Here is a 19725-nt window from a genome sequence, read left to right as displayed (position 1 = left end):
ACGCAATAATGTTAGGTTTCGCTGTGTGGGCATCCATTAAAGAGACAGTAAAAACAGTAGTTTACGCACTGCTCATCGCAGGCGTCTTCCGCACGTTCCTGTTTCAACCGTTCTGGATTCCGTCGGGATCAATGAAAGAAACGCTGCTGATCGGCGATTTCTTGTTCGTGAACAAGATGGCCTATGGCTATTCCTACGCCTCTTGCCCGTCGATCATCATCCCGCGTTTTGGCATCGATGTAGACGCCGAAGACTTCTGTGGCGTCTTCAAAGGCGGCAACGATCGCCTTATGGGCTCCGAGCCTGAGCGTGGCGATGTTGTTGTGTTCCGTCACCCAGTCACGGGTCGCGATTTCATCAAACGCGTGATCGGCCTACCGGGTGACACGGTTCAAGTCCAAGACGGCGTGATCATCCTGAACGGCACTGAAATTCCACAAACCGAAGCGGGCCTATTCACGGAAACGATGGAGCACCAAGGCAGCGCCGGAAACCTACCGCGTTGTGCCAATGGCGCGGTTGGTCTCGGTGCGGAATGCCTCAAGCAGCGGTTCACTGAAACCCTGCCCGAGGGTCGCCAGTACTCGGTGCTGAACATCGGCGATCGTGACCTCGACAACACAGGTATCTTCACCGTCCCCGATGGCCAGTATTTCTTCATGGGTGACAACCGCGATAACTCGTCTGACAGCCGCGTGCCACAGATTTCACGTGGGGTTGGCTTCGTTCCATATGAAGACATCGTAGGTCGCGCCGACCGCATTATGTTCTCCTCCGCCGGTCGCTCGCTTCTGGCGTTCTGGACGTGGCGTTCTGATCGCTACTTTAAGGCAATCGAGTGAAACTCTCCGGTCCACTTCGCGAATTCCAAGACAGGCTAGGCCACGTCTTTGCCACGCCTGACCACTTGATCCGCGCCGTGACCCATTCGTCCATGTCCTCGCCCCACCGCGACGACAACCAGCGCCTCGAATTCCTTGGGGATCGCGTGCTTGGCTTGGTTATGTCCGAGGCATTGTTGAACGCTGATGTAAACGCAGCCGAAGGCCTGCTTGCCCCACGTTTCAACGCGCTTGTGCGCAAAGAAACCTGCGCAGATGTTGCGCGCCAGATTGACCTTGGTGCTGTGCTGAAGCTTGGCCGCTCAGAGATGCTGACAGGGGGGCGCCGTAAGGAAGCATTGCTTGCCGACGCAATGGAAGCGGTGATCGCCGCCATCTACGTCGATGCTGGCTTTGAAATAGCCCGCGAGCGCGTCGTCGCGATGTGGGGTGACCGCATTACCAACGTCGAAAAAGATGCGCGCGACCCGAAAACCGCGCTACAAGAATTTGCACAAGGGCAGGGCGAAACGCCACCGTCCTACGTTGAAATTGCCCGCAGCGGCCCTGATCACGCGCCGATCTTTACCATCGAAGTGCGCCTGCAATCAGGCGCAACCGAACAAGCCCAAGCGCCCAGCAAGCGCCAAGCAGAACAAGCCGCAGCCAAAGCCCTTTTGGCCCGCGTGCAAGGAGAACCCAAGTGAGCGAAACAACTGAACAACGCGCCGGTTTTGTCGCCCTCATTGGTGAACCCAACGCAGGTAAATCTACCCTACTGAACCGCATGGTCGGCGCGAAAGTGTCCATCGTGACCCATAAGGTGCAAACGACCCGCGCCCGTATTCGCGGCGTCGCGATTGAGGGCGATAGCCAGATCGTGTTCGTCGACACTCCCGGCCTGTTTTCACCCAAACGCCGCCTTGACCGCGCAATGGTTGCCGCTGCATGGAGCGGCGTTTCCGACGCCGACGTTGTGGTCCTGATGATCGAAGCGCACCGCGGTATCACCAAAGGCGTCGAAGCGATTGTTGAGCGCCTGAACGACGTCGGCAAAGGGCGTACAGTGGCGCTGGCGATCAACAAAATCGACCGTGTTGACACAGAGGTTCTGCTTGGGCTGGCAAAAGAGCTGAACGAGCGTTTCGAATTCGCAGAAACCTTCATGATCTCCGCAGAAAAAGGTCACGGCACCAAGGCCCTGCGCGAATGGCTTGCGGGCTTGATGCCTGTTGAACCTTGGCTTTATCCAGAAGATCAAATCGCGGACCTGCCCATGCGCATGATCGCTGCAGAAATCACCCGTGAAAAACTGACCCTGCGGCTGCACCAAGAACTCCCCTATCAGCTGACTGTTGAGACCGAGAACTGGGAAGAACGCAAAGATGGCTCCTGCAAGGTCGATCAGTTGGTTTACGTCATGCGTGACGGTCACAAAGGGATCGTGCTTGGTTCGCGCGGTGAGACGATCAAGGCAGTGGGCAAAGCCGCCCGCGAAGAATTGGTCGAGTTCCTAGGCCGCAAAGTGCACCTGTTCATTCAGGTTAAAGTACGCCCCAACTGGCTTGAGGATTCCGAGCGCTATTCCGAAATGGGCCTGAACTTCAAAGACGGAAACGAATGAACACACGCCTCACAACGGACGTCTGGGTGTCGGCCTATCTGACACGGCTTCGGCTTGTGGAAATCCCTGTGTTCGTGACCCGAAAGGGCGACGCGACTGCTGGCTCGGTTCTTGTGAAACTCAACACATTGGACGGCAACGCAAAGGCGTTCCAGCGCCAGTTTGATCTGATGTCAGGTGAACGCGAATGGGTGGTTCTGGCCGAAGGGTCCGAGGAAGACGTAGATGCCTCGCTCACCAAACAAGCCAGCTTTGATCCTGATCTTTGGGTGCTTGAGGTTGAGGACAAACAGGGCCGCCATTTGCTTGATGATCCGTCCTTGGCATAGGGTAGCGCCATGATTGAATGGCGCGATGAAGGGGCTTTGTTAAAGGTCCGCAAACACGGCGAAAACTCCGCAATTATTGAGGTGTTCACACCTGAGCGTGGCTTAACCGCGGGCATCGTGCGCGGTGGCACCAGCCGTAAAATCGCACCCATGCTGCAACCCGGTGCGCAGCTTTCGGTGACGTGGAAAGCGCGGCTTGAAGATCATTTAGGCAGCTTCACCGTTGAACCCGTACGCAGCCGCACCGCGCAGGTGATGCAAGACCGCCTCGCGCTGGCAGGGCTGAACGCGGTGACAGGAATTTTGTCCTTCGTGTTGCCGGACCGCGAGAAGCACGCGCCGCTTTACGCCCGAACAATCGCACTGCTTGACCTGCTCGGCCAAAACGAAATCTGGCCGCTTGCCTACCTTCAATGGGAGGTCGCGCTGCTGGAAGAATTGGGCTTCGGGATGGACCTGTCTGCCTGCGCTGTTTCAGGCCTGAACGACGACCTGTTCTATGTATCCCCACGCACAGGCCGCGCCGTTTCACGACTGGCGGCGGGCGATTGGGCAGACAGACTGCTTCCGCTTCCGCATGTGCTGTTGGGCAAGGGCGACGCTGACATCGATGAGATCGTCAGGGCACTACGCACCACAGGCCATTTCCTGAACAACCACCTCGCGAAATCGCTGGGGGATCGCCAAATCCCCGAAGCACGCCAGCGCCTCATCGACACGATGAAGCGCCACGCTTAACGCGCGACGAACACCATCTGGCGGCCACCGGTATTGGACAGGATTAACGTGTCGCCGGATACTTCGGCCAATGTCATGTCCTCAAGCGCCGTGAAAAAAGCACTTTCAAGGTTGAGGTCAGGGCAGGCCATACGCGATGCCCCGATGCCGTCTAACGCGAACCAAGGGTAGTCTGCCGTCTGCGCAGCGAAATACCGATTGCACGGCGCTTGCCCCGCGACTCTTCCAGGTTCGGGGAAGGCAATTGTAGCAGTGCCATCGAAGGGCGCTCCGTCGATCTCGACCAAATGATACTCCGCCGTTGGCTCAACAAACCCCGAAATGCTCTCATCAGGAAAACAGGCGGAGGCGAACAGAAGCGGTAGCAATGCGGTTATAAGTTTCAACATGCCAACAGCCTACGCGGACCCAACGGCGACAAAAAGGGGAGAAACTTTACGGATGCACCAAGTCGTGGTTTTCTAGCCCCATATTAGGAGATCAAAATGATTGTTGAATTCGCATTAAGCCTTTCCCTTACACTTCCGAACGCTGGCCCAACGGTGACGCCCGTCGAATTTGTTGAGCCTATTCAGCAGATCCTCACCTATCCACCAGAGGCTGTTCTAAATCAGATATCAGGGGTGCCGCTTCCCGATGAGACGATGCAAGTGTTCGAAAACAGGTTCCTCGCCGAGGACATGTATTTTGGCGCCTTCGCCATCACCAAAGACTTCGGATATGGCTATGTGACCGGTTCAAACTCAATCGAAGCGGCGAGAGATGTCGCCATGCAAGAATGCCTCAAGCACGGACCAGTATGCATGATCTATGCCGAACTTCTGCCAATTGGGTACGTCCCGCTCGCCCAAGGGCAAGCCAGCCTCGCCGCAGAAGCGGCTGATCACTTCAACAATCCTGACGCAAGCTGGGGCAACTACCGCGCAATGGCGATCAGCGAAGACGGAGCTTATTCGGTTGTTTGGAACTACGCCTCACCGCGCGAAGCATCAGATGCCGCGATGAGCGATTGCACAGGCTACAGGATCAATGATCTCCCAAACCTGAGAGACATGCCCTGCGTTTTGATCCCGTTCAAATAGGGAGGGTAGGGCCAAGCGCGTCGCGATCTTGGCCCCGCCAAATTACAGAATCCGGCGCGCAATAACCTGTGCCTGAATCTCGCCAGCACCTTCAAAGATGTTCAGGATACGGGCGTCGCACAAGATACGGCTGACCTTGTATTCTAGGGCAAACCCGTTGCCGCCATGGATCTGTAAGGCGTTGTCCGCAGCCGCCCAAGCAACACGCGCACCTAGCAACTTCGCCATGCCAGCTTCTACGTCACAGCGACGGCCTTCATCCTTCTCAAAAGCGCTGAAGTATGTCAGTTGACGTGCAACCATGATCTCAACCGCCATCATCGCCAGCTTGTTGGCAACACGCGGGAATTCGATCAACGACTTGCCGAATTGTTTGCGGTCTTGGGCGTACTGCATCCCAACGTCGAGCGCAGAACAGGCTACACCAATCGCGCGGGCAGCGGTCTGGATACGGGCCGACTCAAACGTCTCCATCAACTGTTTAAAGCCCTTGCCCTCTTCACCACCAAGCAGGTTCTCACCCTTCACCTTGAAGCCATCAAATCCAAGCTCGTATTCCTTCATGCCGCGATAACCGAGGACCTCGATCTCGCCACCGGTCATCCCCTCAGTCGGGAATGGGTTGGCGTCATCACCCGGTGTCTTTTCGGCCAAAAACATCGACAAGCCTTTGTAATCAGACGTGTTTGGGTCCGTGCGGGCCAGTAGGGTCATGACGTGGGTACGGCTTGCATGCGTGATCCACGTTTTGTTGCCGGTGACGGTATAGTCATCGCCATCCTTAACGGCGCGTGTGCGCAGGCTGCCAAGGTCGGACCCAGTATTTGGTTCGGTGAACACAGCCGTCGGTAGCTTTTCAGCGCTCGCCAAAGCAGGCAGCCACTTTTGCTTCTGCTCTTCGGTGCCACCCGCGATGATTAGCTCAGCCGCAATCTCGGAACGTGTGCCAAGGGAACCAACACCGATATAGCCGCGCGACAATTCTTCGGACACGACACACATGGATGCCTTGGACAGGCCAAAACCGCCGTACTCTTCAGGAATCGTCAGGCCGAACACGCCCATTTCGGCCAGCTCGTCGATCACCTCCATCGGGATTAATTCGTCCTTTAGGTGCCATTCGTGGGCAAACGGCTCGACTTTCTCAACCGCATAGCGGCGGAACTGGTCGCGGATCATCTCAAGTTCTTCATCGAGGCCGGTTGTGCCGACAGACACCTCAGCGCTGCGTTCTTGCATCAACGCAACAAGGCGCAAACGTGCCGCTTGGGTATTGCCCCCTTGTGTCAGCGTTTGAACCGCAGGCACCATCATCTCACGCATCTGGTCTTGTGTCAGGCCGATGTCTTGCATGCGCAAAATCTCGCCTTGGTTCATCGGGATGCCACCGTAGATCTGCCAGAGGTATTCGCCAAACGCGATCTGGTGAATCAGCTGGTCAACCTCGTCAAACTTGCCGTCCGCCTGCAGCTTCTCAGCCCAGTTTTGCATCTGCGCAAGTGCTTCGACGTATGTCGCAAGCCATGCCAGCCCGTGTGCGGCAGTTTGCTCTGCCTCGACCAATGCGCCTGACGCGCGGCCATCAACCATCACTTTTTCACGAACACAGTCTTTCGCGGTTTCAAGCAGCGCACGAAGCGGTGCGATGGCTTCGCCGGTCGTTGAAAGAAGGTCGTTTAAGATCGGTGACGCGTTTTGGTCTTGTCCGTCGCGGGGCATAGTCGACTCCTTGAGTGTGCAGCCGCAGAAATACCGCCTTCGCAAGTGCAGCGCAATAATAATTCACAAGAAACTTGATTTGCGAACGAAAATGACCAAGCGGAATTGTCGTGCGGGCCGCTAAAAGGCAGTGTACTTCAGGCCTATGGAACAGCTTTTGGGCTTAGGAAGCCTTCTTTCACTGGTATTTGTACTGATCGTCGCTGTTTTTGCGGGGTTGGTAAAGGGTGTCGTCGGATTCGCGATGCCGATGATTCTGATTTCGGGTCTGACCCTTGTAATTCCCCCAGAACAAGCCTTGGCCGCGTTGATCCTTCCGACCTTGCTCACCAATACGTGGCAGGCCTTTCGCCAAGGCATCAAAAGCGCGGTGCGCTCAGTTGTTGAATTCCGCTGGTTCTTGCTCAGCGGGTTGGTTTTGCTGGTCTTAAGTGCACAACTCGTCCGCGTTCTGGATCCACGTGTTCTATATGGTTTGATCGGCGGCCCCGTCGCGCTTTTCTCAATCATGCAGCTTGCAGGATGGAAACCAAAGCTTGGGGCCAGAACAGTGCGCCTTGATACCGCCATCGGCAGCTTTGCTGGTTTCATTGGCGGCCTATCTGGCGTTTGGGGCCCACCGACCGTGGCCTATCTAACGGCAACCAATATCCCCAAGCAGGACCAAATGCGCGCACAAGGCGTGATCTACGGGCTAGGTGCCGTCGCACTAGCGGGCGCGCACCTTCAGACGGGCGTTCTACGTGCTGAAACCCTGCCTCTGACACTGGTAATTCTGCCATGTGCCTTGCTCGGGCTATGGCTAGGCTTTCGCGTTCAGGACCGCATTCCGCAGGTGGTCTTCCGCCGTGCAACGCTTGTGGTACTGACCATCGCTGGCCTCAATCTGCTGCGCCGTGCGGTGTTGGGTTAACCGATTAGATCAAGGTAGCCGCACACGCCTGCCAATTCCGGCAACGCGGCGGGTGGAACAACAGTGAATGTGGTTTCATAAAGCGTAACCGCGCCATAAGTGGCTGACATGGTCCATTCACCCAGCGCCAGCTCATACGGGTAATCGAATTGGTAGAACGTGACGCCCGGAAAGTCGCGAGAGCCAACAACTGTCGTAAAACTTTGCTGCGTTGCACCACCTTCAAGCGGTGGGTGGGTAACGGTCATCAGCACGCCTTCTTGCCCCACATCCGCATCTAGGCCGGAGCGCACGCCAAACCCAATCCCCAAAACCGCAGGAACAAGGCGGCCAGTGCTGACAAACGCGGGCGCTTCTTCAACGACATGGGTCGAGCCAGCCAATGTATCGGGCGCCATGCGAACGGCGCCACCTTCATGGGCACACATCACACCGGCCTCATAAAAACCTAGCAACGGCGAGACAAAGTCGTCCTCAGCGGCAAATACGCAAACGCCCCAAGCAATGCTCAGGGCGCTCACGAATATTGTTGAATGCAATTTCATGCAGGCAGTTTAGCCGATTGCGGCGGCTTTTACATCCTCGTCGATGAACGGGAGATACTGCTCAAAGTTGTTTGCGAACATTTCAACGAGCTTAGCAGCTTGCGCATCGTAGTTCGCGCCATCGGCCCATGTGTCGCGTGGGTTCAGCAGAACGTCATCCACACCGTCACATGCCACTGGCACGTCAAACCCAAAGTTAGGGTCTTTGCGGAATTGGCCTTCGACCAAAGTACCGTTCAGCGCAGACGTCAGCAACGCACGGGTCGCTTTGATCGGCATACGGTTGCCCGTACCGTAAGCACCACCAGTCCACCCGGTGTTCACCAGCCAGCATGTTGCCCCATGTGTCGCGATCTTGGAGCGCAGCAGGTTGCCGTACACTTCTGGGCGACGCGGCATGAATGGCGCACCGAAGCAGGTGGAAAACGTTGGCTCTGGCTCGGTCACACCGCGCTCTGTGCCTGCAACCTTGGACGTAAAGCCGCTCAAGAAGTGATACATAGCCTGCGCAGGGCTGAGGCGCGCAATCGGAGGCAACACACCAAACGCATCACACGTCAGCATGATGATGTTCTTTGGGTGACCACCAAGCGCTGTTTCAGACGCATTGGAGATATAGTTCAGCGGGTACGCACAGCGCATGTTCGCTGTCAGGCTGTCGTCTTCAAAGTCAAGTTCCAGTGTTTCAGGGTCAAACACCATGTTCTCGATCACGGTGCCTGGCATCTGGGTTGTGGCGTAGATTTCAGGCTCTGCTTCAGGATTCAGACCGATGGTCTTGGCATAACAGCCACCCTCGAAGTTAAAGATACCGCGATCAGACCAACCGTGCTCATCGTCGCCAATAAGTGTGCGGTTCGGGTCAGCGGACAGCGTTGTCTTACCAGTGCCTGACAGGCCAAAGAATACAGCGCTATCGACAGGATTGTCTTTGGCGTGGTTGGCAGAACAGTGCATCGGCATGATGTCTTTTTCAGGCAGCAAGTAGTTGAGCAGCGTGAAAATCGATTTCTTGTTTTCTCCTGCATACTCCGTGCCGGCGATCAGGATAATCTTACGATCAAAGTTCATGCTAATGACAGTTTCAGAACGGCAGCCGTGACGCACTGGGTCTGCAAGGAAGCTTGGGCAGTTGATGACTGTCCAATCAGGTGTGAACCCCGGAAGCTCGGACGCTTCAGGGCGACGCATCAGGTGGCGAATGAACAGACCGTGCCACGCCATTTCAGTGACGAAACGAACGTCCAGACGGTGTGCAGGGTCTGCGCCACCAAACAGGTCTTGCACGAAGTAGTCTTTGCCACCCATGTGCGCGATCATGTCGTCATAAAGCTGGTCAAACGCTGCTGGTTCCATCGCGGCGTTGTTTTCCCACCAGATCGTGTCTTTGGTGGTCTCGCTGCGCACAACATGTTTGTCCTTTGGCGAACGACCAGTGAACTTACCCGTCGTGACGAGGAAAGCGCCGCCTTTACCAAGCTGGCCTTCTTCGCGCTTCAACGCTTCGGCAATGAGGTCGTCTTCGGAGTAGTTATAATAGACCTGGCCCAATCCTGTGATGCCTTGATCAGGCAGCTTCATGGATGGGTTGACCGTGCCGTGGTCCATAGTCTCTCTCCTAAGATGGTTGAGGCAAATCGCCTTACAAGCCCGACCTAACATGACCGTTTCAGGCGTGAACAGACGCCATTGTCACAGTTAGCGCAATCAAAGCGTAGTTAGCGCCATCATCGCGGTTCGTCGCCGACGCCAAAGGGCTCTAAACGCAATAAGTGAGACATTTTAGTCATTGGTTACCTTTTTTAAGGCCACAAAGGGGCGAACTTTGCAGGCCTTTTCCAGTTTTGGATTGATTCGCTAGGGCTAAGTGGGGCAAAACTATGGAAAAAGCAGGCAATAAAAACACGAGCAGTAGAGGGGCAGTAACATGTCACGAATCGCACTTGTCGATGATGATCGGAATATTCTGACATCAGTACAGATCACATTAGAAGCTGAAGGCTTTGATGTGGAAACTTATGCAGATGGCCAACAAGCACTGGACGCGTTCAACAAACGTATGCCGGAACTCGCCGTTCTGGACATCAAGATGCCGCGTATGGATGGCATGGATTTGTTGCAGCGCCTTCGTCAGAAGACGACGATGCCGGTCATTTTCCTAACCTCCAAAGACGATGAAATCGACGAAGTCCTTGGCCTGCGCATGGGCGCGGACGATTACGTTAAGAAACCATTTAGCCAGCGCCTTCTGGTGGAACGTATCCGCGCGCTTCTGCGCCGTCAGGATGCCATTTCCGGCGAAGTGATCGAAGACACAGAAGAAACGAAGATCCTCGAACGTGGAGAGCTGACGATGGATCCTTTGCGTCACGCGGTGAAGTGGAAGGGCAACGACGTTTCCTTGACCGTCACCGAGTTCCTGCTTTTGCAGGCATTGGCTCAGCGTCCGGGTTTCGTAAAGTCTCGCGATCAATTGATGGACGTTGCTTATGACGACCAAGTCTATGTAGATGACCGTACAATCGACAGCCACATCAAGCGTCTGCGCAAAAAGATGCGTACTGCTGATGATGAGTTTTCGGCAATCGAAACACTTTATGGTATTGGGTACCGGTACAACGAAGAGTGAAGAAGGCCCGATCTTAAACAGGTGAAACCTAAATGACGGTTGCCCCCAAGATTGATGTTCGTGATTTAAAATCCGTGCGCGATGCTGCGCACGGGACTGGTGGCGTTGTCTTGGGCGATGATTTCGTTGCGCCGCGATCCGAAGACTTTATGACCCATCGACGCAAGCGCCGTGGTATTTTTCATCTACGGAAATCCCCGCTTGCCCGAAAGATCATCACGTTCAACTTGCTTGGGCTGATCGTGTTGGTTGCTGGAGTGCTTTACCTCAATTCAGCACGCGACAACCTCGCGTACCAACGCGGCAGCGCGCTTGTGAATGAGGTTGAGCTGATCGCCGACGTGTTCGAAGCACAACTTCCCGTCAACGCCCCCGTCAACCTGATGAGTGGTGACGGAACGGACGCGCAAATCACCCTCCAGAACCTTGATCTTCGGGGCGGGGTAGACGTTTACCTTCTGGATCGCAGCGGATCGCTCGTTGAAAAATGGTCGGACCCTACACCAGACGATGCACCCGTTCCCGGGCTTGAACTCGAAAGCCGGGGCATTTTCCTCACCACGGCTTTAAGCAACTTTCTCGCCAAAATGTCAGAGCTTTTTGGCCGACAGTCTGAGGCGGAAACCAAACTTGACCTCACCGCTGAACTCCAAAACGCGGTTCCACAAACCCTCGAGATCGGCACATGGATTGAAACCCAAACCGACCCGCAAGGTCGATCTTTCTTCAAGGTCCTAACACCCGTCGTGCAGCAAGGGGGAACCCCGGTTGGCGTGATCGCACTCGTGTCCGCACCGGGCGAGTTGGATGAGCTCGTAAGCCGTGACCGCGAACAACTGATGCAGATGTTCATTATCGGCATGTTTGTCTCGATCGCCTTAAGCCTCGCGCTGGCATCAACCATCGCCCACCCGCTGTCGGATCTCGCGAAGGCAGTTGAATTGGGCCGTGACCGGAATGCGCGGAAAATGTCACCCCATAGCATTCATGTTCCAGATCTCACCGGTCGCCCCGATGAAATTGGCCGCCTGTCCGGCGCTATTCGCGGTATGGTATCTGCCTTGTTCGAACGTATTGAAGGCAATGAACAATTCGCCGCAGATGTGGCGCATGAGATCAAGAATCCGCTGGCATCCTTGCGATCCGCCGTTGGCACGTTGCGCAATGTCAAACGTGAAGACCATCGTCAACGGATGCTGGAAGTCATCGAACACGATGTGCAGCGGTTAGACCGCTTGGTCAGCGACATTTCGAATGCCTCCCGCCTAGATACTGAACTGGTCAAAGAGGAAGAAGAATCCTTCGATCTTATCAAAACCCTCAGCCATCTAACCGAATTTCTTGGCACCCAAGCCAAAGAAAAGAAGGTCGATTTTATTTCCGACCTCCCCAAAGGCCCAATTCAAATCATGGGTCTCGAAGGGCGTTTGGCGCAGGTTTTCGTCAACCTTATTTCCAACGCGATTTCGTTCTGTGAAGATGGCGACGCGATCCGTGTTTGGGTCCGCAAACGAGAAAATCGTGTGCTCGTCGTAGTCGAAGACACCGGCCCCGGAATTCCAGATGGCGCACTTCAGAAGGTTTTCCAACGGTTCTACTCCGAGCGCCCTGAAACGCAGTTCGGTGACAATTCCGGCCTTGGCCTCGCGATTTCAAAGCAGATCGTCGAAGCGCACGGCGGCGTAATCTGGGCGGAGAACATTCGCCCGACAGACGCCGACATCGGGTCAGAACCACTCGGCGCGCGCTTCGTGGTTGGTCTGCCCGTTTAAATGCTGTCCGAGCCGCCCAAAAATGGGCCCGATGGCCAATTGCAGCTCCACGCAAGCACCGTAGTCATAGGCAACAAAGCTGTCGCAATCTGTGGCCCGTCCGGTTCCGGCAAGTCCGCGCTTGCCCTAGAACTTCTCTCGCTTGGGGCGACGCTTCTGGCTGATGACATCACATGGCTGAACGCCACAACGAGCGGGCTACTCGCAACCTGCCCACCCTCCATATCTGGCCAGATCGAGGCCCGAGGAGTCGGTATTCTGAGCGCCACCCCCGCAGATCCAACCCCTTTGCACTTGGTCGTCGATCTTGGCACGCCAGAACCGGATCGCCTTCCCAAGCCAAAGACCATCACCTTGCTTGACCACAAAGTCGCGTTGCTTCACACCCCCGCGAGCCGACATTTTGCACAAGCCATCGCCCACTATATGATGCATGGTCGAGCGACCTAATTCGAGCAACGGGAGAGCCCCATGAGTACTGAGATGCCGAAGCCGCAAAAGCTGATCGTCGTAAGCGGCCCGTCTGGCGCTGGGCGTTCAACGGCAATCAATGTGCTCGAAGATCTCGGATTTGAGGCGATTGATAACGTCCCCCTTTCGCTGCTCCCCCGACTGACGCGGGATGAACTGACATGCCCATTGGCGATCGGATTGGATGTCCGCAATCGGGACTTTTCTATCAACGGTGTGACTGACCTGTTGGCGCAATTGCGGGTGCGCGACGATATCGAAGCGCAGCTGTTGTTTTTGGAGGCCAATGAAGACACCCTCGTGCGCCGCTACTCCGAAACCCGCCGCCGTCATCCTTTGGCGCCAGACGAACCTGCCATTCAAGGCATCCGTAAAGAAGCAGAATTGCTGCTGCCCTTGCGTGAGAAGGCTGAGTTCCTGTTAGACACCTCCGATCTGTCGCCCCACGACCTCAAAGCCAGTTTGACGGAATGGTTCGGGGAAGACGGCGGGTCCTTATTCGGGGTCAGCGTTCAATCGTTTTCCTACAAACGCGGCGCGCCGAAGGGCGTTGATATGACATTTGATTGCCGGTTCCTGAAAAACCCGTATTGGGAGCCGCCGCTGCGAAAAATGTCAGGGTTGGACAGCGCCGTTGGCACCTACATCCAAACGGACCCACGGTTTGAAGATTTTACCACCAAGGTCAAAGAATTGCTTCTCATGCTGCTCCCCGCGTTCCGCGATGAGGGAAAATCGCACCTGAGCATCGGGTTTGGGTGTACCGGAGGGCAACACAGGTCTGTCTACGTGACGGAACAGATCGCGTTGGCCCTTGCAGAACAGGGTTGGCAGGTGTCTAAACGACATCGGGAAATTGATCGGGTTTACTCAGGCTCGGTCCAGCAAGGCGGATCATAAAATAGCAGATTTGATCGGAATCGTGATCGTGGCGCATGGCGGCCTGGCGACAGAGTATCTGTCGGCGGTTCAACATGTCGTGGGCGAACAGCCCGGGATGAAGGCTATCGCAATAGCCCCCGATGATGACCGCGCAACCAAACAAGATGAAATTTGTGACGCCGCAGATTCTGTTGATACAGGTAGCGGCGTGGTTATCGTGACCGACCTGTTTGGCGGATCGCCGTCCAACCTGTCTCTGCGTGCATGTAGCCCGCAGAATCGCCGAATTCTTTATGGTGCGAATCTTCCGATGCTCGTGAAGCTCGCGAAATCGCGCCGCAAATCCGTTGTAGATGCAGTTTCATCGGCAATGGATGCCGGACGCAAATATATCGACAGCCACACTGTCGAGTTGGACTAGTAGGGGCGGATATGGCGAAACGCACATTGAATATTATCAACATCAAAGGCTTGCACGCACGGGCATCGGCAAAGTTCGTCGAAACGAGCGAGCAATTTGATGCCCAAGCTGAGGTTTCCAAGGACGGAATGTCTGCCGATGGTGATAGCATCATGGGGCTTTTGATGTTGGCAGCTTCCAACGGAACCTCTATTGAAGTTGAAACTAAAGGCCCTCAGGCCGATCAGCTCATGGATGCGCTGGACGCGTTGGTGGCCGATAAGTTCGGAGAAGGGGACTAACCCCCTTTTCCCGATAGGCTAGGAAACAGCGTTTGACCGACATGTCGACAAGATCAAATACGTCCAAAGACGAGGCCGACGCGCCTCGCGTCTATGATCGCGCAACGCTGACGTATTCAGAGACCTTTGATAGCAATGCCAAACGCTGGTTCATCAAGGCGATGGAATGGATGACGGGTAAGATCACCGTCGTACGCCGCATCCGTGCGTTTGAAAAAATGGGCCAGCCAAAAGGGCAGGCGTTTTGGCCCGCAACGATGAAGGTCATGGGGATTGAGATCCAAACCCCACAAGACCAGTTGGATAACATTCCAGAAACAGGCCCAGTGATGTTTGTCGCCAACCACCCGCACGGGTTGGTCGACGGCATGGTCCTTGCCGACCTGATCGGACGCCGCCGGAATGACTACCGCATTCTAACGCGCTCATTGCTCACCGGCATCGATGAAGCTGCATCAAGCTATATGATTCCCGTGCCGTTCCTCCACCAAGATGACGCGCAGGAAAAGATGATCGAGATGCGCGCCAAATCTATGGAGCATCTTGGAAATGGCGGTTTGATTGCGCTGTTCCCGTCTGGCGTGGTCGCTTCGTCTGAAACCATGTGGGGACCAGCGATCGAAGAAGAATGGAACGTCTTTACCGCCAAAATGATCCGTCGTTCAGGCGCGACCGTTGTGCCATGTTTCTTCCCGGGCAGTAATTCGCGCGCCTACCAAATCGCCAACCAGATCAGCGCGACCTTGCGCCAAGGTCTGTTGATCCACGAAGTTGCCCATGCATTCGACAAGCCGCAAAAGCCTGTCATCGGGAGACCAATTCCACCGGAAGAAGTTGCAGAACGCAGCAAAGACCCACGCGCATTCATGGCATGGCTGCGTGAACACACCCTTTCGCTAAAGGAATAAGCTTAGCGGGTTGGAACCGGTGTTTCGCCGCGATAGTCGTAGAACCCACGTTTCGACTTACGGCCCAACCATCCGGCTTCCACATACTTCGTCAAAAGCGGGCAGGGACGGTATTTGGTATCCGCCAGCCCATCGTGCAGCACGTTCATAATCGCAAGGCAGGTGTCCAAGCCAATGAAGTCCGCCAGCTCAAGCGGCCCCATCGGATGGTTCGCCCCAAGCTTCAGTGACGTATCGATCGATTCAACGTTCCCGACACCCTCATACAACGCATAAACCGCCTCATTGATCATCGGCATCAGGATGCGATTAACGATAAAGGCCGGGAAATCTTCCGCCGTCGCAGATGTTTTGCCAAGACGATCAACAACACCCTTACACGCATCATAGGTCGGCACATCCGTCGCAATCCCACGGATCAGTTCGACCAACTGCATGATCGGCACAGGGTTCATGAAGTGGAAACCCATAAACTTTTCAGGACGGTCCGTACGCGACGCAAGGCGCGTGATGGAAATAGACGATGTGTTCGACGTCAGGATCGTATCCGGTGTCAGATGCGGCAGCAGGTCTTCGAAAATCGCCTGCTTGATCGTCTCACGCTCGGTCGCCGCCTCGATAATCAAATCCGTCGGCCCAAGATCCGTCAGCGTCAGCGTCGTATTGATGCGGCGCAGGCCTTCATCCTTTTCCGTCTCGGTAATCAAACCCTTGGACACCTGACGGTCCATGTTCTTGTCGACGCCCTTAAGGGCAGCCGTCAGGGCGTCCTCGCTAATATCCGTCAGCAACACGTCATACCCAGCCAAGGCGCAGACATGGGCAATTCCATTGCCCATTTGCCCCGCACCTACGATGCCAATCCGTTCAATGCTCATGCGCATCCGCCCTTTGTTGGTTAGCGCCACCATAGGCCCCTGCATGGGCACTCTCAAGCGCTGCAATTCAACACAAGTTTAGACGAATGCGCGATTTAGGGATTTCGCAACACAATGGGCAGAAAGTGGGCCGTGGTGAGTGAAATTTAAGAAGGGTGGGACCCATGAAGACCGAAGCGATTCCAGGGGGCGTAATGCGCCCTGCACCGTGCAGCTATGGGCTGTCAAAACTATCATTCCGAGGGCCACGCCGCCCAACCGATGGCCGTTATATCGCCTTCCTTGGCGGGTCAGAAACATTCGGCAGGTATATCCCAAAACCGTTCCCCGACCTGATCGAAACCGCAATTGGGGAAATCTGCGTCAACCTCGGGAACCAATCCGCAGGGCCGGACGTTTTCTTGCATGACACGGCGATCCAATCCTTGTGCCATGACGCGGCCGCAACAGTTATCCAAATTCCGGCGGCAACCAATCTAAGCAACCCGTTTTACAAAGTGCACCCGAGGCGCAACGACCGTTTTATTGCGCCCACGGAAAAGCTCGTCGCGCTGTTCCCTGAACAAGATTTCGCCGAGGTCGCGTTTACAGGGCATTTGATCACGCGGCTGCGTGCAATTGACGATCAGCGTTTCACCATTGTGCTTGAACAGCTTTGCAAAACTTGGGTGCGTCGCATGATAACGCTCATCGGGAAATGTACCGGTCCGACCTTCCTGTTGTGGCTTGCCGCTCGCGCCCCACAGGACACCAGCGCGGGCATTCATCCCTCCAACCATCCGGTGTTCGTGACCCGCCCAATGGTTGAGGCACTGCGCCCTTACGTGAGTGATCTTATCGAAGTGGTCGCCAAACGCGGGGACACAACCGGCATGCAGTTCCCCCCCCTCGAAGCGCTGGCCGCACAAGACATGCTCGGCCTTGATGCCCACAAAGCGGCGGCTAAGGCGCTGCGGACGCCACTGCTGTACGCGTTGGGAAACTAAGTACGCACAAACAAGAAAGGCCCACCGATTAGGCGGGCCTTTCAAATAATTCAGTTCCGGCTTTAGCCGAGCTTTTCAGTCAATTCAGGCACGGCATCAAACAGGTCAGCGACAAGTCCGAAGTCGGCAACCTGAAAGATCGGTGCTTCTTCGTCTTTGTTGATCGCAACGATGACCTTGGAGTCCTTCATACCAGCAAGGTGCTGGATCGCGCCGGAAATACCGACTGCAACATAAAGGTCAGGGGCCACAACTTTACCCGTTTGGCCAACTTGCCAATCGTTCGGTGCGTAACCGGAATCAACCGCAGCACGGGACGCGCCAACAGCCGCACCCAATTTGTCAGCCAGACCTTCGATGAGTTTGAAATCATCCTCAGAACCAACGCCACGACCACCGGAAACAACAACACCCGCAGACGTCAGTTCAGGGCGATCAGATGTTGCCACCTTGTCTTCAACCCACTCGGACAGACCAGGGTTGCCAGCCGATGCGATTTCTTCAACGGATGCGGAACCACCTTCACCAGCGGCGTCAAACGTCGCGGTACGGATCGTCATGACCTTAGTTGCGTCAGATGACTTAACAGTCTGCAACGCGTTACCCGCATAGATCGGGCGCGTGAACGTGTCTGCGTCAACCACAGCAACCACTTCGGAAATGACCATCACATCCAACATTGCCGCCACGCGTGGCAGAATGTTCTTGGACGCCGCCGTGGACGGGGCCGCAATGTGGGAATAGTCGCCAGCCAGACCAACAATCAGGTCTGTCATTGGTTCAGCGAGATCGTGGCCGTATGCATCATCAGATGCGCACAGAACCTTGGATACACCGTCAAGCTTTGCAGCCTCAGCAGCAGCACCTTGGCAACCGGAACCCGCACAAAGAACAGTCACATCGCCCAGTGCTTTCGCCGCAGTAAGGGCTTTTGCAGTGGCGTCTACAGACAGCTCACCATTCACAACTTCAGCAATCAGAAGAACAGCCATTATACAGCCCCCGCTTCTTTGAGTTTCTCGACAAGTTCGTCGACAGAACCAACGATGATACCCGCCGCGCGTGTTTCAGGCTCAGCCGTGCCAACAACAGCCAAACGAGGGGCCGTATCGACGCCGTAATCCGCTGGTGTCTTCTCATCCATCGGCTTCTTCTTCGCCTTCATGATGTTTGGAAGCGACGCATAGCGTGGCTCGTTCAAACGCAGGTCAACAGTCACGATGGCTGGCATCTTAACCTTGATGGTCTGCAAGCCGCCGTCGACTTCACGTGTGACTGTCGCAGTGTCACCGTCTACATCCAGCTCGGATGCGAATGTGCCCTGTGCCCAACCTGTCAACGCAGCCAACATCTGGCCTGTCGCGTTCATGTCGTTGTCGATCGCTTGCTTACCCGCAAGAACCAGACCCGGCTGCTCTTCGTCGATGATACCCTTCAGGATCTTCGCAACGGCCAGCGGCTCAATGTCGTTGTGCACATCATCAGTCGCGACAACCAAGATCGCGCGGTCAGCACCCATCGCCAGCGCAGTACGCAGCGTTTCTTGCGACTGCTTTACGCCGATGGACACGGCAATAACTTCTTCAGCCTTGCCAGCTTCCTTCAGACGGATTGCTTCTTCAACAGCAATCTCATCAAATGGGTTCATGGACATTTTGACGTTCGCAAGATCAACACCGCTTCCGTCCGCTTTAACACGAACTTTCACGTTATAATCGATCACGCGTTTGACGGGTACGAGGACCTTCATCGGCGTTTCTCCCTAGTTTGGTGCGGAATGCACCTGCTTAAATTTCCAGTTCCGAATACCGCAGCAAGTGCGGGGAAAACAGACCTTAATCGACGTGGAACGGTATCCTAACGTCGCGTTTGTGAAAAAACGCTCAAAAATTTCACTATGTCAATGATGTTCGCGCTATCACTGCTTACCGGTTGGCACCTGGCACCCACAAAACGTCGTCCTCACCGTTGGTATTGGCGATGCGAGACGCGTTAAAGAACCAGTCAGACAGGCGATTCAAGTATTTGATTCCCGCTGGGTTCACCGATTCTACGCTCGCCAGCTCAACCGACAGGCGCTCGGCACGGCGCGACACCGTGCGGCACAGGTGCAAATGTGCGGCCAGTGCAGATCCACCAGGCAGAATGAAACTCCGCAACGGTGACAGCACATCATTCATCGCGTCGATCTCGTTTTCCAGCCGCGTAACTTGCGCATCCGTGACCCGCAGCGGTGGGTATTCCGCATCCGCATCTTTTTCCATGTCGGGGCGGCACAGGTCCGCGCCAAGATCGAACAAATCGTTCTGGATCATCGCCAGCTGCTCATCCATCGCACCCGTCGCGTGCAAACGCGCAAGGCCAACCGTGGCGTTGGTTTCATCAACCGTGCCATAGGCATTCACCCGTTGGGAGTGCTTCGCAACGCGGACTCCGTTGCCCAATGCCGTTTCACCAGCATCACCCGTACGTGTGTAAATCTTGTTGAGGACGACCATTTAGTTGCCCCCTTGGGTTTTGAAGTAGGCGAAGGCCACAATCAAAACCACGGCAACAAACTGTGCAACGATGCGCAGCTGCATGATCTTGTTGGACTTCTTACCGTCTCCGCCGGACTGAAACGTCGACAGGCCCCATGCAAGAATGACAGCCACAATAACGCAGGCAACAATGATGACATAGAAGAATGGGTCTTTTTCCATGATGTCTTATCCTTGTAAGTTCGA

General features: G+C 55.3%; 24 protein-coding genes. 15 read left to right on the top strand and 9 right to left on the bottom strand.

Annotation, left to right across the window (positions count from 1 at the left end; translation table 11 throughout):
- The first annotated feature begins 8 nt into the window (after positions 1-8).
- The 5 genes from lepB to recO are packed head-to-tail and all read left to right on the top strand — an operon-like array spanning position 9 to position 3512.
- On the top strand, positions 9-842 hold the full coding sequence (gene lepB / locus OCA8868_RS10530; RefSeq protein ID WP_179214842.1) for a signal peptidase I: 834 nt from the start codon (positions 9-11) through the stop codon (positions 840-842).
- Positions 839-1528 carry a ribonuclease III gene (rnc, locus tag OCA8868_RS10525; RefSeq protein ID WP_093996526.1) on the top strand — a complete coding sequence of 230 codons (690 nt, stop codon included), beginning with the start codon at positions 839-841 and terminating at the stop codon, positions 1526-1528. The genes lepB and rnc overlap by 4 nt, the downstream gene beginning before the upstream one ends.
- Positions 1525-2445: a GTPase Era gene (era, locus tag OCA8868_RS10520; RefSeq protein WP_093996525.1), complete on the top strand. Its 921-nt coding sequence runs from the start codon at positions 1525-1527 to the stop codon at positions 2443-2445. The genes rnc and era overlap by 4 nt, the downstream gene beginning before the upstream one ends.
- Positions 2442-2774, top strand: a complete 333-nt coding sequence (locus tag OCA8868_RS10515; protein WP_093996524.1) for a DUF1491 family protein — start codon at positions 2442-2444, stop codon at positions 2772-2774. The genes era and OCA8868_RS10515 overlap by 4 nt, the downstream gene beginning before the upstream one ends.
- Before the next feature lie 9 nt (positions 2775-2783).
- Positions 2784-3512 carry a DNA repair protein RecO gene (gene recO / locus OCA8868_RS10510; protein ID WP_093996523.1) on the top strand — a complete coding sequence of 243 codons (729 nt, stop codon included), beginning with the start codon at positions 2784-2786 and terminating at the stop codon, positions 3510-3512.
- Here recO and OCA8868_RS10505 read toward each other — a convergent pair.
- Entirely contained in the window at positions 3509-3901 is a 393-nt protein-coding gene (locus OCA8868_RS10505) for an META domain-containing protein (RefSeq protein ID WP_093996522.1), read from the bottom strand. The two genes, recO and OCA8868_RS10505, sit on opposite strands and share 4 nt — an antisense overlap.
- A 96-nt stretch (positions 3902-3997) precedes the next feature.
- Here OCA8868_RS10505 and OCA8868_RS10500 point away from each other — a divergent pair, with 96 nt between their 5' ends.
- Positions 3998-4594: a hypothetical protein gene (locus OCA8868_RS10500; protein ID WP_093996521.1), complete on the top strand. Its 597-nt coding sequence runs from the start codon at positions 3998-4000 to the stop codon at positions 4592-4594.
- 42 nt (positions 4595-4636) lie between these two features.
- On the opposite strand, the gene OCA8868_RS10495 is transcribed toward OCA8868_RS10500, so the two are convergent.
- The gene (locus tag OCA8868_RS10495) at positions 4637-6313 is read right to left on the bottom strand and encodes an acyl-CoA dehydrogenase family protein (protein ID WP_093996520.1); all 1677 of its coding nucleotides are present in this window, start codon (positions 6311-6313) and stop codon (positions 4637-4639) included.
- A 145-nt stretch (positions 6314-6458) separates the two neighbouring features.
- Here OCA8868_RS10495 and OCA8868_RS10490 point away from each other — a divergent pair, with 145 nt between their 5' ends.
- Positions 6459-7226 (top strand): sulfite exporter TauE/SafE family protein, encoded by a 768-nt coding sequence (locus tag OCA8868_RS10490; protein ID WP_093996519.1) that lies wholly within the window; start codon positions 6459-6461, stop codon positions 7224-7226.
- On the opposite strand, the gene OCA8868_RS10485 is transcribed toward OCA8868_RS10490, so the two are convergent.
- Positions 7223-7771, bottom strand: a complete 549-nt coding sequence (locus tag OCA8868_RS10485) for a DUF3859 domain-containing protein (RefSeq protein WP_093996518.1) — start codon at positions 7769-7771, stop codon at positions 7223-7225. The two genes, OCA8868_RS10490 and OCA8868_RS10485, sit on opposite strands and share 4 nt — an antisense overlap.
- A 9-nt stretch (positions 7772-7780) precedes the next feature.
- Positions 7781-9379: a phosphoenolpyruvate carboxykinase gene (locus OCA8868_RS10480; protein ID WP_093996517.1), complete on the bottom strand. Its 1599-nt coding sequence runs from the start codon at positions 9377-9379 to the stop codon at positions 7781-7783.
- A gap of 319 nt (positions 9380-9698) precedes the next feature.
- Here OCA8868_RS10480 and OCA8868_RS10475 point away from each other — a divergent pair, with 319 nt between their 5' ends.
- The 7 genes from OCA8868_RS10475 to OCA8868_RS10445 are packed head-to-tail and all read left to right on the top strand — an operon-like array spanning position 9699 to position 15135.
- Positions 9699-10400 carry a response regulator transcription factor gene (locus tag OCA8868_RS10475; protein WP_093996516.1) on the top strand — a complete coding sequence of 234 codons (702 nt, stop codon included), beginning with the start codon at positions 9699-9701 and terminating at the stop codon, positions 10398-10400.
- Positions 10401-10432: 32 nt separating this feature from the next.
- Positions 10433-12172, top strand: coding sequence for a sensor histidine kinase (locus OCA8868_RS10470; RefSeq protein WP_093996515.1), 1740 nt, complete (start codon positions 10433-10435; stop codon positions 12170-12172).
- Positions 12173-12622, top strand: coding sequence for an HPr kinase/phosphorylase (locus OCA8868_RS10465; protein ID WP_093996514.1), 450 nt, complete (start codon positions 12173-12175; stop codon positions 12620-12622). It begins immediately after the preceding gene.
- 21 nt (positions 12623-12643) lie between these two features.
- Entirely contained in the window at positions 12644-13543 is a 900-nt protein-coding gene (gene rapZ, locus OCA8868_RS10460; protein WP_093996513.1) for an RNase adapter RapZ, read from the top strand.
- 10 nt (positions 13544-13553) lie between these two features.
- The gene (locus OCA8868_RS10455; RefSeq protein WP_093996512.1) at positions 13554-13946 is read left to right on the top strand and encodes a PTS sugar transporter subunit IIA; all 393 of its coding nucleotides are present in this window, start codon (positions 13554-13556) and stop codon (positions 13944-13946) included.
- An 11-nt stretch (positions 13947-13957) separates the two neighbouring features.
- Positions 13958-14227 (top strand): HPr family phosphocarrier protein, encoded by a 270-nt coding sequence (locus OCA8868_RS10450; RefSeq protein ID WP_093996511.1) that lies wholly within the window; start codon positions 13958-13960, stop codon positions 14225-14227.
- Between the two features lie 41 nt (positions 14228-14268).
- Positions 14269-15135: a lysophospholipid acyltransferase family protein gene (locus OCA8868_RS10445; RefSeq protein ID WP_093996510.1), complete on the top strand. Its 867-nt coding sequence runs from the start codon at positions 14269-14271 to the stop codon at positions 15133-15135.
- 2 nt (positions 15136-15137) lie between these two features.
- On the opposite strand, the gene OCA8868_RS10440 is transcribed toward OCA8868_RS10445, so the two are convergent.
- Entirely contained in the window at positions 15138-16013 is an 876-nt protein-coding gene (locus tag OCA8868_RS10440; RefSeq protein ID WP_093996780.1) for a 3-hydroxybutyryl-CoA dehydrogenase, read from the bottom strand.
- 164 nt (positions 16014-16177) lie between these two features.
- Between OCA8868_RS10440 and OCA8868_RS10435 the strand changes: the two genes are divergently transcribed.
- The gene (locus OCA8868_RS10435) at positions 16178-16999 is read left to right on the top strand and encodes a DUF6473 family protein (RefSeq protein WP_093996509.1); all 822 of its coding nucleotides are present in this window, start codon (positions 16178-16180) and stop codon (positions 16997-16999) included.
- Positions 17000-17061: 62 nt separating this feature from the next.
- Here OCA8868_RS10435 and OCA8868_RS10430 read toward each other — a convergent pair whose 3' ends face one another.
- The 4 genes from OCA8868_RS10430 to OCA8868_RS10415 all read right to left on the bottom strand — a co-directional run bounded on the left by OCA8868_RS10430 (position 17062) and on the right by OCA8868_RS10415 (position 19701).
- Positions 17062-17991, bottom strand: a complete 930-nt coding sequence (locus tag OCA8868_RS10430) for an FAD-binding protein (protein WP_093996508.1) — start codon at positions 17989-17991, stop codon at positions 17062-17064.
- A complete protein-coding gene (locus tag OCA8868_RS10425; protein ID WP_093996507.1) occupies positions 17991-18749 on the bottom strand; it encodes an electron transfer flavoprotein subunit beta/FixA family protein in 759 nt (252 codons plus the stop codon). The genes OCA8868_RS10430 and OCA8868_RS10425 overlap by 1 nt, the downstream gene beginning before the upstream one ends.
- Before the next feature lie 175 nt (positions 18750-18924).
- Positions 18925-19497 (bottom strand): cob(I)yrinic acid a,c-diamide adenosyltransferase, encoded by a 573-nt coding sequence (locus OCA8868_RS10420; RefSeq protein WP_093996506.1) that lies wholly within the window; start codon positions 19495-19497, stop codon positions 18925-18927.
- Entirely contained in the window at positions 19498-19701 is a 204-nt protein-coding gene (locus OCA8868_RS10415; RefSeq protein ID WP_093996505.1) for a twin transmembrane helix small protein, read from the bottom strand.
- Between the last annotated feature and the right edge of the window lie 24 nt (positions 19702-19725).

Source organism: Octadecabacter ascidiaceicola (assembly GCF_900185015.1).
GTDB lineage: Bacteria > Pseudomonadota > Alphaproteobacteria > Rhodobacterales > Rhodobacteraceae > Octadecabacter > Octadecabacter ascidiaceicola.
The sequence above is the reverse complement of the archived record's forward strand: the minus strand, read 5'-3'. Positions and strand labels throughout refer to the sequence as shown.

Coding starts and splice junctions, on each gene's coding strand:
- recO (WP_093996523.1), top strand. CDS start 2,784: ATGATTGAATGGCGCGATGAAGGGGCTTTGTTAAAGGTCCGCAAACAC.
- OCA8868_RS10495 (WP_093996520.1), bottom strand. CDS start 6,313: ATGCCCCGCGACGGACAAGACCAAAACGCGTCACCGATCTTAAACGAC.
- OCA8868_RS10470 (WP_093996515.1), top strand. CDS start 10,433: ATGACGGTTGCCCCCAAGATTGATGTTCGTGATTTAAAATCCGTGCGC.
- OCA8868_RS10480 (WP_093996517.1), bottom strand. CDS start 9,379: ATGGACCACGGCACGGTCAACCCATCCATGAAGCTGCCTGATCAAGGC.
- OCA8868_RS10445 (WP_093996510.1), top strand. CDS start 14,269: ATGTCGACAAGATCAAATACGTCCAAAGACGAGGCCGACGCGCCTCGC.
- OCA8868_RS10515 (WP_093996524.1), top strand. CDS start 2,442: ATGAACACACGCCTCACAACGGACGTCTGGGTGTCGGCCTATCTGACA.
- rapZ (WP_093996513.1), top strand. CDS start 12,644: ATGAGTACTGAGATGCCGAAGCCGCAAAAGCTGATCGTCGTAAGCGGC.
- lepB (WP_179214842.1), top strand. CDS start 9: ATGTTAGGTTTCGCTGTGTGGGCATCCATTAAAGAGACAGTAAAAACA.
- OCA8868_RS10430 (WP_093996508.1), bottom strand. CDS start 17,991: ATGGCTGTTCTTCTGATTGCTGAAGTTGTGAATGGTGAGCTGTCTGTA.
- OCA8868_RS10505 (WP_093996522.1), bottom strand. CDS start 3,901: ATGTTGAAACTTATAACCGCATTGCTACCGCTTCTGTTCGCCTCCGCC.
- OCA8868_RS10425 (WP_093996507.1), bottom strand. CDS start 18,749: ATGAAGGTCCTCGTACCCGTCAAACGCGTGATCGATTATAACGTGAAA.
- OCA8868_RS10435 (WP_093996509.1), top strand. CDS start 16,178: ATGAAGACCGAAGCGATTCCAGGGGGCGTAATGCGCCCTGCACCGTGC.
- OCA8868_RS10465 (WP_093996514.1), top strand. CDS start 12,173: ATGCTGTCCGAGCCGCCCAAAAATGGGCCCGATGGCCAATTGCAGCTC.
- OCA8868_RS10500 (WP_093996521.1), top strand. CDS start 3,998: ATGATTGTTGAATTCGCATTAAGCCTTTCCCTTACACTTCCGAACGCT.
- OCA8868_RS10440 (WP_093996780.1), bottom strand. CDS start 16,013: ATGAGCATTGAACGGATTGGCATCGTAGGTGCGGGGCAAATGGGCAAT.
- OCA8868_RS10450 (WP_093996511.1), top strand. CDS start 13,958: ATGGCGAAACGCACATTGAATATTATCAACATCAAAGGCTTGCACGCA.
- OCA8868_RS10475 (WP_093996516.1), top strand. CDS start 9,699: ATGTCACGAATCGCACTTGTCGATGATGATCGGAATATTCTGACATCA.
- OCA8868_RS10415 (WP_093996505.1), bottom strand. CDS start 19,701: ATGGAAAAAGACCCATTCTTCTATGTCATCATTGTTGCCTGCGTTATT.
- OCA8868_RS10485 (WP_093996518.1), bottom strand. CDS start 7,771: ATGAAATTGCATTCAACAATATTCGTGAGCGCCCTGAGCATTGCTTGG.
- OCA8868_RS10420 (WP_093996506.1), bottom strand. CDS start 19,497: ATGGTCGTCCTCAACAAGATTTACACACGTACGGGTGATGCTGGTGAA.
- OCA8868_RS10490 (WP_093996519.1), top strand. CDS start 6,459: ATGGAACAGCTTTTGGGCTTAGGAAGCCTTCTTTCACTGGTATTTGTA.